The sequence below is a fragment of the Burkholderia sp. genome, assembly GCF_018375725.1.
GTDB lineage: Bacteria > Pseudomonadota > Gammaproteobacteria > Burkholderiales > Burkholderiaceae > Burkholderia.
On the sequence record NZ_JAHACR010000177.1, the window covers coordinates 1 to 8,726 of the forward strand.

The 8,726-nt window shown below is 64.9% G+C and carries 10 protein-coding genes and 1 pseudogene; 6 read left to right on the forward strand and 5 right to left on the reverse strand.

Annotation, left to right across the window (positions count from 1 at the left end):
• A pseudogene (locus KH616_RS16935) lies at positions 1-246 on the forward strand (hypothetical protein); the annotation flags it as partial.
• A gap of 125 nt (positions 247-371) precedes the next feature.
• On the opposite strand, the gene KH616_RS16940 reads toward KH616_RS16935, so the two are convergent.
• Both KH616_RS16940 and nodI read right to left on the reverse strand, forming a co-directional pair.
• Positions 372-1,205, reverse strand: coding sequence for an ABC transporter permease (locus tag KH616_RS16940; protein WP_292248438.1), 834 nt, complete (start codon positions 1,203-1,205; stop codon positions 372-374).
• Between the two features lie 6 nt (positions 1,206-1,211).
• On the reverse strand, positions 1,212-2,126 hold the full coding sequence (gene nodI / locus KH616_RS16945; protein WP_292248440.1) for a nodulation factor ABC transporter ATP-binding protein NodI: 915 nt from the start codon (positions 2,124-2,126) through the stop codon (positions 1,212-1,214).
• A gap of 332 nt (positions 2,127-2,458) precedes the next feature.
• Here nodI and KH616_RS16950 point away from each other — a divergent pair, with 332 nt between their 5' ends.
• Positions 2,459-2,956, forward strand: a complete 498-nt coding sequence (locus KH616_RS16950) for a universal stress protein (protein ID WP_292248442.1) — start codon at positions 2,459-2,461, stop codon at positions 2,954-2,956.
• Positions 2,957-3,002: 46 nt separating this feature from the next.
• Here KH616_RS16950 and KH616_RS16955 read toward each other — a convergent pair whose 3' ends face one another.
• The 3 genes from KH616_RS16955 to lexA are packed head-to-tail and all read right to left on the reverse strand — an operon-like array spanning position 3,003 to position 4,749.
• A complete protein-coding gene (locus KH616_RS16955) occupies positions 3,003-3,713 on the reverse strand; it encodes a DUF2939 domain-containing protein (protein WP_292248443.1) in 711 nt (236 codons plus the stop codon).
• 29 nt (positions 3,714-3,742) lie between these two features.
• Positions 3,743-4,075: a hypothetical protein gene (locus tag KH616_RS16960; protein ID WP_292248444.1), complete on the reverse strand. Its 333-nt coding sequence runs from the start codon at positions 4,073-4,075 to the stop codon at positions 3,743-3,745.
• Between the two features lie 26 nt (positions 4,076-4,101).
• Positions 4,102-4,749: a transcriptional repressor LexA gene (lexA, locus tag KH616_RS16965; protein ID WP_292248446.1), complete on the reverse strand. Its 648-nt coding sequence runs from the start codon at positions 4,747-4,749 to the stop codon at positions 4,102-4,104.
• 264 nt (positions 4,750-5,013) lie between these two features.
• Here lexA and KH616_RS16970 point away from each other — a divergent pair, with 264 nt between their 5' ends.
• From KH616_RS16970 to KH616_RS16985, 4 genes are all read left to right on the forward strand, one after another.
• Positions 5,014-6,051: a sulfate ABC transporter substrate-binding protein gene (locus tag KH616_RS16970; RefSeq protein ID WP_292248448.1), complete on the forward strand. Its 1,038-nt coding sequence runs from the start codon at positions 5,014-5,016 to the stop codon at positions 6,049-6,051.
• A 123-nt stretch (positions 6,052-6,174) separates the two neighbouring features.
• Positions 6,175-7,065 carry a sulfate ABC transporter permease subunit CysT gene (gene cysT / locus KH616_RS16975; RefSeq protein WP_292248450.1) on the forward strand — a complete coding sequence of 297 codons (891 nt, stop codon included), beginning with the start codon at positions 6,175-6,177 and terminating at the stop codon, positions 7,063-7,065.
• On the forward strand, positions 7,062-8,012 hold the full coding sequence (gene cysW / locus KH616_RS16980) for a sulfate ABC transporter permease subunit CysW (protein ID WP_292248451.1): 951 nt from the start codon (positions 7,062-7,064) through the stop codon (positions 8,010-8,012). The genes cysT and cysW overlap by 4 nt, the downstream gene beginning before the upstream one ends.
• A gap of 13 nt (positions 8,013-8,025) precedes the next feature.
• A partial coding sequence (locus KH616_RS16985; protein ID WP_292248453.1) for a sulfate ABC transporter ATP-binding protein occupies positions 8,026-8,726 on the forward strand: 701 nt, incomplete at its 3' end.

The following is an 8,726-nucleotide window of genomic DNA, read 5'->3' on the forward strand; positions in this document are numbered from 1 at the left end:
CGGATCTACGATCCGCACAACGGCGTATGGCCGCAGAAGATGCTCGTATCGTTCGACGGTCCGGTCGACGAGGCCGAGTCGGAGGAGCTGCGCTCGGTCTACCTGATTGCCGACGATCCGGGCACGCAATTCCGCGTCGAATGGCATCGCGCGGACGGCAAGCTCGGCCGGCACGAAGGCGGCCCGCTCGCGACGGTGGCGTTCCTGACGGACGTCGAGATCCCGTGGAGCGACGAGGACGAGTGACGTGCCGGCACATGGAGCCCGGCACGCGGGCTCATGTGCGTTCGGACGGCCGGGTCGCGGTGCGGTCTGCTTGCCGTCCGGTGCGTGATGTCCGTCATGCTCGCCGGTTGAAAGCGACGATTTCGTCAGCGCATCATCCGGCGCCGGAACAGGCGGGCGGACAATAGGAAACCGCCGATCGCATAGCTGGCCAGGACCGCGACGTGAAGGCCGATGTGTGTGGCAGGGCGGCCGAGCATCGCGGGCCGGATCAAATCGACCGCGTGGGCGAGCGGCAGCATATGCGCCGCGTGCTGGGCGATTTCCGGCAATTGCGTCAGCGGAAAGAAGACGCCCGACAGCAACAGCATCGGCGTGAGCACGAGCGTCTGATAAAACATGAAGAAATCGTATGACGGCGCAAGCGCTGTGACGATCATCGCGGCGCTCGCGAACGCGAGGCCGGCCAGTGCGATCACCGGTAGTGCGGCCAGCATCGAGGGAAAGCTCGCATAACCGAGCAGGCCTGCGACGAGCATGATTGCGGCCCCCGACAGCATCGCCTTGCTGGCCGCCCAGACAATCTCCCCGAGCACGATGTCGCCGAGCGCGAGCGGCGTGTGCATGATCGCTTCCCACGTGCGCTGCACGTGCATCCGCGAAAATCCCGAATACATCGACTCGAAGCTCGCCGACATCATCACGCTCGACGCGACCGTCCCGGCTGCGAGGAACGCGATGTACGACACGCCGTCGACGCGCCCGACCATCAGGCCCAGGCCGAAGCCGAGCCCGAACAGATAGATCATGGGATCGGCGAGGTTGCCGAACATCGACGCGATCGCCAGCTTACGCCAGACAAGATAGTTGCGACGCCAGACGGCGATCCAGTTGGTCGCGTTGGCGGGCATCGCGATCGCGAAGCGCGACTCGCGCGGCGGCGCGGATGCGGCGGTGGCGGAATAGGGGCGTACGTCCATGTGCGGTCAGTCCTGCATTTCACGGCCGGTCAGCCGCAGGAACACATCCTCGAGGTTGGCGGGGCGATGGAGATACCGCAGGCCGGCGCGGCCCCGCAGTCGCGCGTTGAGCGGTTCGGGATCGCTGACGTAGCAGAACAGCGTCTCGCCGCTGATTTCGGTGCGCTCGGCGAATTCGGCCAGCTCGTCGCGCAACGCGGTGGGTTCGGGGCCGTAGATTTCGATCACGTCGCAGCCGATTTCCGATTCGATCAGCGCATGCGGCGCACCCTCGGCGATCTTGCTGCCTTCCTCGATCACGCACAGGCGGTCGCACAGGCGCTCCGCCTCTTCCATGAAGTGCGTCGTGATCAGGATCGTCTTGCCGCGTCCGAGCAACGAGCGCAGTCGCTCCCACATCAGGTGTCTCGCCTGCGGATCGAGTCCGGTGGTCGGTTCGTCGAGCACCAGCACGTCGGGATCGTTGACGAGCGCGCGCGCAAGCGTCAGACGCCGCTTCATGCCGCCCGACAATTCGCTGACCCTGGCATTCGCCTTGTTTTCGAGCTTCGCGAACGCGAGCAGCGAGGGGACGAGCGCGTGCGCGTCTTGCGTCGGGACGCCGAAATAGCGGCTGAACACCAGCAGGTTTTCGCGCACCGTGAAATCGGGGTCAAGATTGTCGAATTGCGGGACGACGCCGACCCGCTGCCGCGCATGCCGCGCGCGCGACGGAACGGGTTCGCCGCACAGCGAGATCGCGCCGGCGTCGGGATAGGTGATGCCGAGCAGCATTTTCAATGTCGTTGTCTTGCCGGCGCCGTTCGGGCCGAGCAGGCCGTAGCATTCGCCTGCATGCACGCGGAATGACAGGTCGTTGACGACGAGCTTGTCGCCATAGCGTTTCTCGACGTTCTGGAAATCGATCGGTGCAACGGACATGACAAGCGATGGGTGTGGATGATTGATGACATCGATCGTACGCGCCAAAGACGCGTTGCGAACGGTTTGGCTGCACGCGTGTCACATTGGCTGTGCCGCCAGAATGGCGTTCGCGCGCCATGCCGGCATGCGGCGCGAACGAGCCATTCTAGTGCATCGCCTGCGCCCCTTCAGGGCGTGGACGTGCGATGCGGTGCGTGCATGGACGATCGTGCACTGCATCATCGCGTCGAACGCGTGTGGATCGCATCAGCGTTTTCCAGCCCTTGCATCCTGAATTGCATCGCACCATGATTGCTTCGTAGGCTCCTTTATCTCGAAAGGGAGGTTTCATGGCTAGCTACAACAAAATTCTGTTGTGTTACGACGGCTCGCTCGAGGGACGTAAGGCATTGCGTATCGGTGCCAATCTTGCGATGGATCTGAAGGCTGAGACGCATTTGCTGTCGGTCGTCGACATGCGGTCGAGCATCGCGCAGAGCGCCGGATTGCTGACCGACGTAGCGTGCGGCCGCTTCGAGGAAACGGCGCGTGAAATCCTGCAGGAAGGCGTGGAATGGCTACGCGAACACGGCGTGCAGGCGGAAGGGCATTTTGCGTTCGGCTATCCGATCGACGAGATCGCGAACCTCGCCTCGGAGCTGAAAGTCGACCTGGTCGTGGTCGGACACCGCTGCCGAAGCGGTCTGTCGCGATGGTGGATGGGGTCGGGCAATACGCAACTGCTCGATCGCGTATCGTGCAGCATCCTGGTCGCTTGCTCGACGCCCGAGGAGCAAAAGGCCGAGATTGCTCGCGAGCGAGAAGCGGCGTCCACGACGCCAAGCTAAGCGGCGTATCCGGTGCCGGCGCGTGCCGGACGCACACTGCGCGGTGTCAGCCGTGCAGATCGATCGCGGACAATTTCCATGAGAACAGGTCGACGCGGTGGAAGATCGCCGCGTAGCGCTCGCCGTTGGCATTGCGCTGATAGGTGACGACGAATTCGTCGATATTGCGGTAGCCGGCGTGGGTTTGCGGGCGTGTGCTTGCGTCCGCATATGCCTGAGCGGCGGTTGGCGCGGCCGACGTCACGGTGGGCGCGCTTGCTGCGGCGCTGAGCCGGCCTGATGCGTCGGCAGGCATAGTCATATCCCTGGGCGCGCTCCCGGATGCGCCGCTGGGCGGGTTTCCGGACCGTTGCGCAGCCCACTCGGGGAGGCGCTCGCCAGGCTCGCCGCGCGGGGGGATTCCGCTCATCAACGCGGCGACGCCGTCCGGGGTCGCATAGGCATCGACCAGCGGCCCGATCAACGCGGAGCCGATCAACGCACCGATTGCCGCGAGCGGATCGTTGTCCGGCCGTTTCGCATCGATCCGTCGCATCAATTCATTGGTGATCTGCTGCTTCAGACTGATGCGCAGGGACGGGAAATCGACATACTCGCTGACTGCATGCGAATCGCGTGCGTCGATCGCAGCCTTCAGACGATTGAGCGCGATATACGGCGACGCGTACGCATAGCTGATCGCCGCGATGACAGCGACGATCAGCATGATGGTCAGCAAGGGTTTGAGCCGCACCGCGCGGCCCGGCGCGTGACTCACTACGCCTCCGGTTCAAGAGCAATCCTGAATCAGAGACCGCCTTGCGGGACTGAATGTTCCTCGGCAATGCAGCGATCGATCATCTGGCACACCGCGTCGATCGTTCCGACCATGATCAGGCGCGACGGACCGTGATAGACACGCACCGGTGCACGGCGCGACGGCTCGGCATGATTCAGGCCGGCGTTCAGCGACACCCGCGCGAATGCGGGCAATGCCGATGGCAGCAGGGACGCCTGCCGTTCGACTGCTTGATGACCGGTGGGCGCGGCGACGGACAGCGGTGCGCAGGGCGTGCGACCGCGAAGATGACGCAGACGGCCGAATTGACGGAAAGGCAGCAGACGGGCAAGGCGTTCCATGTTGTTCTCCTGAGCGAGACAGATGATCAGAATTCGCCTGAGCGGATCAGCCCGACGGCGATGCCTTCCAGCGCGAATTCCGCGCTGCCGGCCTTGACGAAGATGTTTTCGTAATCCGGGTTCTCCGCAATCAGCTCGATACCGCCGGGCCGGCGCTTCAGGCGCTTGACCGTGACGTCGTCGCCGAGACGCGCGACGATGATCTGACCGTCCTTCGCTTCCGTGCGCTTCTGCACGGCGAGCAGGTCGCCATCGAGGATGCCGGCGTCGCGCATCGACAGGCCGCGCACCTTCAGCAGGTAATCCGGCTTGCTGGAGAACAGCGCGGGATCGCACGCGTAATGCTGGGAAATATGCTCCTGCGCGAGGATCGGGCTGCCCGCCGCAACCCGGCCGACGAGCGGCAGCGACAACTGCATCAGGCCGGCATGCGGCAGCGTGAACTGGTGCGGGGCATCGTCGAGGCCGAGCAGGCGGATGCCGCGCGACGCGCCTGCCGCCAGCTCGATCACCCCTTTGCGCGCCAGCGCGCGCAGATGCTCCTCGGCTGCATTCGGCGAACTGAAGCCCAGCTCGGCGGCGATTTCGGCGCGGGTGGGCGGAAAGCCGGAGCGCTCGATCGCGCGGCGGATCAAGTCGAACACTTGCTGCTGGCGGGCGGTAAGTTTGGTCATGGTTGAACTGTATGGATAGACAGTGAGCTGTATTTTTATACAGTGCCCGACGAATTTCAAGTGCTACGTGAAGTTCGTCGCGATCGCGCCGGTTCCGCGGCTATTTCGTGGCGCTGTCGCATCGGCTCGTCCGTTGCAGCCGTCGATTTCACCCTCGTTAGCACTTTTCAATATTAAAAAATAAGGAACGATTATTTTTAATCATGTAACCCGTTCGATAGACTGGCCCGAGATCGCAATACCGACAACACGGGAGAACCACAGATGGAGATGCGCAACACGGGGCTGGCAGGCGGCGCGCGCCGCTTGATCGCGACACTCGCGCTGGGCGCGGCGGCGGCGCTGGGCGCCGTGTCGCATGCGCAGGCCGAGACGACATTCCTGAACGTGTCGTACGACCCGACGCGCGAGCTTTATCAGGATTTCAACCAGGCGTTCGGCAAGGCATGGAAGGCGAAGACCGGCGAGACGGTCAATTTCAGGCAGTCGCACGGCGGCTCGGGCGCGCAGGCGCGCTCGGTGCTCGACGGCCTGCAGGCCGATGTCGTGACGCTGGCGCTTGCCTATGACATCGACGCGATCGCGAACAAGGGGCTCATCAGCAAGGACTGGCAGAAGCGCCTGCCCGACAACGCGTCGCCGTACACATCGACGATCGTGTTTCTGGTGCGCAAGGGCAACCCGAAGCAGATCAAGGACTGGGACGACCTGACGAAGCCGGGCGTGTCGATCGTCACGCCGAACCCGAAGACGTCGGGCGGCGCGCGCTGGAACTATCTCGCCGCGTGGGCGTATGCGGTGCACCGGCCGGGCGGCAACGAGCAGGCCGCACAGGCGTTCGTCACGAAGCTCTACAAGAACGCGGGCGTGCTCGACTCCGGCGCGCGCGGTGCGACGACGAGCTTCGTGCAGCGCGGCATCGGCGACGTGCTGATCGCATGGGAAAACGAGGCATTCCTGTCGGTCAAGGAGTTCGGGCCGGACAAGTTCGAGATCGTCGTGCCGTCGGTGAGCATCCTCGCCGAGCCGCCGGTTGCGGTGGTCGACAAGGTGGTCGACAAGAAGGGCACGCGCAAGCTGGCCGACGCCTACCTGAACTTCCTGTACAGCCCGCAGGGCCAGGAGATCGCGGCGCGCAACTACTACCGGCCGCGTTCGAAGAACGTGCCAGCCGAACTGACGAAGCAGTTCCCGAAACTGAAGCTGTACACGGTCGACGACACGTTCGGCGGCTGGGCGAATGCGCAGAAGACGCATTTTGCCGACGGCGGCGTGTTCGACTCGATCTACAAGCCGCAGTAACGCAACCATAACGACAAGCGGTGCGCGGCTACGGCGAGCGCGCCGCACACCCGGCGGCATGGCCGCGCGTCCCCGCGCGGGCAGGTTGGCCGGACCATGAGATCGACCCAGCAAGAGCATCCGATGACGACGTATATCTTCCGCAAGCCGAGTGCGCTGCCCGGCTTCGGCGTAACGCTCGGCATCACGGTGGCGTATTTGAGCCTCGTGGTGCTGATTCCGCTCGCCGCCACGTTTCTCAAGACCGCGACGCTGTCATGGGATCAGTTCGTCGCGGCCGTCACGTCGCCGCGCGTGCTGGCGTCGTACCGCCTGACGTTCACGGCGGCGCTCGGCGGCGCGCTGATCAATGCGGTATTCGGCTTTCTCGTCGCCTGGGTGCTCGTGCGCTACACCTTTCCGTTCAAGCGGATCGTCGACGCGATCGTCGACCTGCCGTTTGCGCTGCCGACATCGGTGGCCGGCATTTCGCTCGCCGCGGTCTATGCGACCAACGGCTGGATCGGCCAGTATCTCGCGCAGCTCGGGATCAAGGTCGCGTTCACGCCGTTCGGCGTGCTGGTTGCGTTGACGTTCATCGGATTGCCGTTCGTCGTGCGCACCGTGCAGCCGGTGCTGGAGGATTTCGAGCGCGAGCAGGAAGAGGCGGCCGCGTGCCTCGGCGCATCGCGCTGGCTCACGTTCCGCCGCGTCGTGCTGCCGGCCGTGCTGCCGGCGCTTCTGACCGGCTTCGCGCTCGCGTTCGCCCGCGCGCTCGGCGAATACGGCTCGGTGATCTTCATTGCCGGCAACGTGCCGATGAAGTCCGAAATCACGTCGCTGCTTATCATCACGAAGCTCGAGCAGTACGACTACGCCGGTGCGACCGCGCTTGCGGTCGTGATGCTGGTCGTGTCGTTCGTGATGCTGCTCCTGATCAATACGCTGCAGTGGTATCTGCAACGCCGGACGAGCCGCGGCGCATCGGGCTCCGCGCCGGCCGTTGCGACTGCTGCCGCAGGAGGTCAACGATGAGCCAGGAGGTCACCGCCGTGCCGCATAATGCACCGCCTTCCGCCGAGCGTGCCCGTGCCGCGCGCAAGATCGACCCTGTCACCGAGCCGCGCGCCGTGCGCTGGCTGCTCACCGGCATCGCGCTGACGTTTCTCGGTCTGTTCCTCGTCGTGCCGCTCGCCGCGGTGTTTTTCGAGGCGTTGAGGAAAGGCGCCGGCTTCTATTTCGAATCCCTTGCCGATCCCGACGCGTGGTCCGCCATCAAGCTGACGCTGACCGTCGCGGCGATCGCGGTGCCGCTCAATCTCGCATTCGGCGTCTGCGCGTCGTGGGCGATCGCGAAGTTCGAGTTTCGCGGCAAGGCGCTGCTGACCACGCTGATCGACCTGCCGTTCTCGGTGTCGCCCGTGATCTCGGGCCTGATCTACGTGCTGCTGTTCGGCGCGCAGGGCTGGTTCGGGCCGTGGCTGCAGGCGCATGACGTGCAGATCATCTTCGCGGTGCCGGGCATCGTGCTCGCGACGATCTTCGTCACGTTCCCGTTCGTCGCGCGCGAGCTGATCCCGCTGATGCAGGCGCAGGGCAGCGACGAGGAAGAGGCGGCGCGCGTGCTCGGCGCATCCGGCTGGCAGATCTTCACCCGCGTGACGCTGCCGAACGTGAAGTGGGGGCTGCTCTACGGCGTGATTCTGTGCAATGCGCGCGCGATGGGCGAGTTCGGCGCGGTGTCGGTCGTCTCGGGCCACATTCGCGGCCAGACCGACACGATGCCGCTGCACGTCGAGATTCTCTACAACGAGTACAACTTCGCGGCCGCGTTCGCGGTGGCGTCGGTGCTCGCGTTGCTGGCGCTCGTCACGCTGGCGCTGAAGCTCCTCGCCGAGCGCCATCTCGCCACCGAGCTGGCCGGCGCGCGCGATGCGGTGCCGGCTCATGTCGGCCCGGTCGGCCAATCGTCGAATTCGTAAAGAGGCATCCAGAATGGGCATCACCGTACGTCATCTGCAAAAGCGCTTCGGCGATTTCACGGCGCTCGACAACGTGTCGCTCGACTTTCCCGCGGGCGAGCTGGTCGCGCTGCTCGGGCCGTCCGGCTGCGGCAAGACCACGCTGCTGCGCGTGATCGCGGGTCTCGAGCACGCGGACGCGGGGCAGGTCGTGCTGCAAGGTCAGGACGTCGCGTCGGTCGGCGCACGCGACCGGCAGGTCGGCTTCGTGTTCCAGCACTACGCGCTGTTCCGTCACATGACCGTGTTCGAGAACGTCGCATTCGGGCTGCGCGTGAAGCCGCGCCGCGAACGGCCGTCCGAAGCCCGGATTCGCGACAAGGTGCATGAACTGTTGAAGCTCGTGCAGCTCGACTGGCTCGCGCAGCGCTATCCGTCCGAACTGTCGGGCGGGCAGCGTCAGCGCATCGCGCTGGCTCGCGCGCTGGCGGTCGAGCCGAAGGTGCTGCTGCTCGACGAGCCGTTCGGCGCGCTCGACGCAAAGGTGCGCAAGGAATTGCGCGGCTGGCTGCGCCGCCTGCACGACGAGCTGCACATCTCGACGATTTTCGTCACGCACGACCAGGAGGAGGCGCTCGAAGTCGCGGACCGCATCGTTGTGCTGAACCACGGCCACGTCGAGCAGGTCGGCAGTCCGCAGGACGTCTACGATAATCCGCAAAGCGCGTTCGTCTA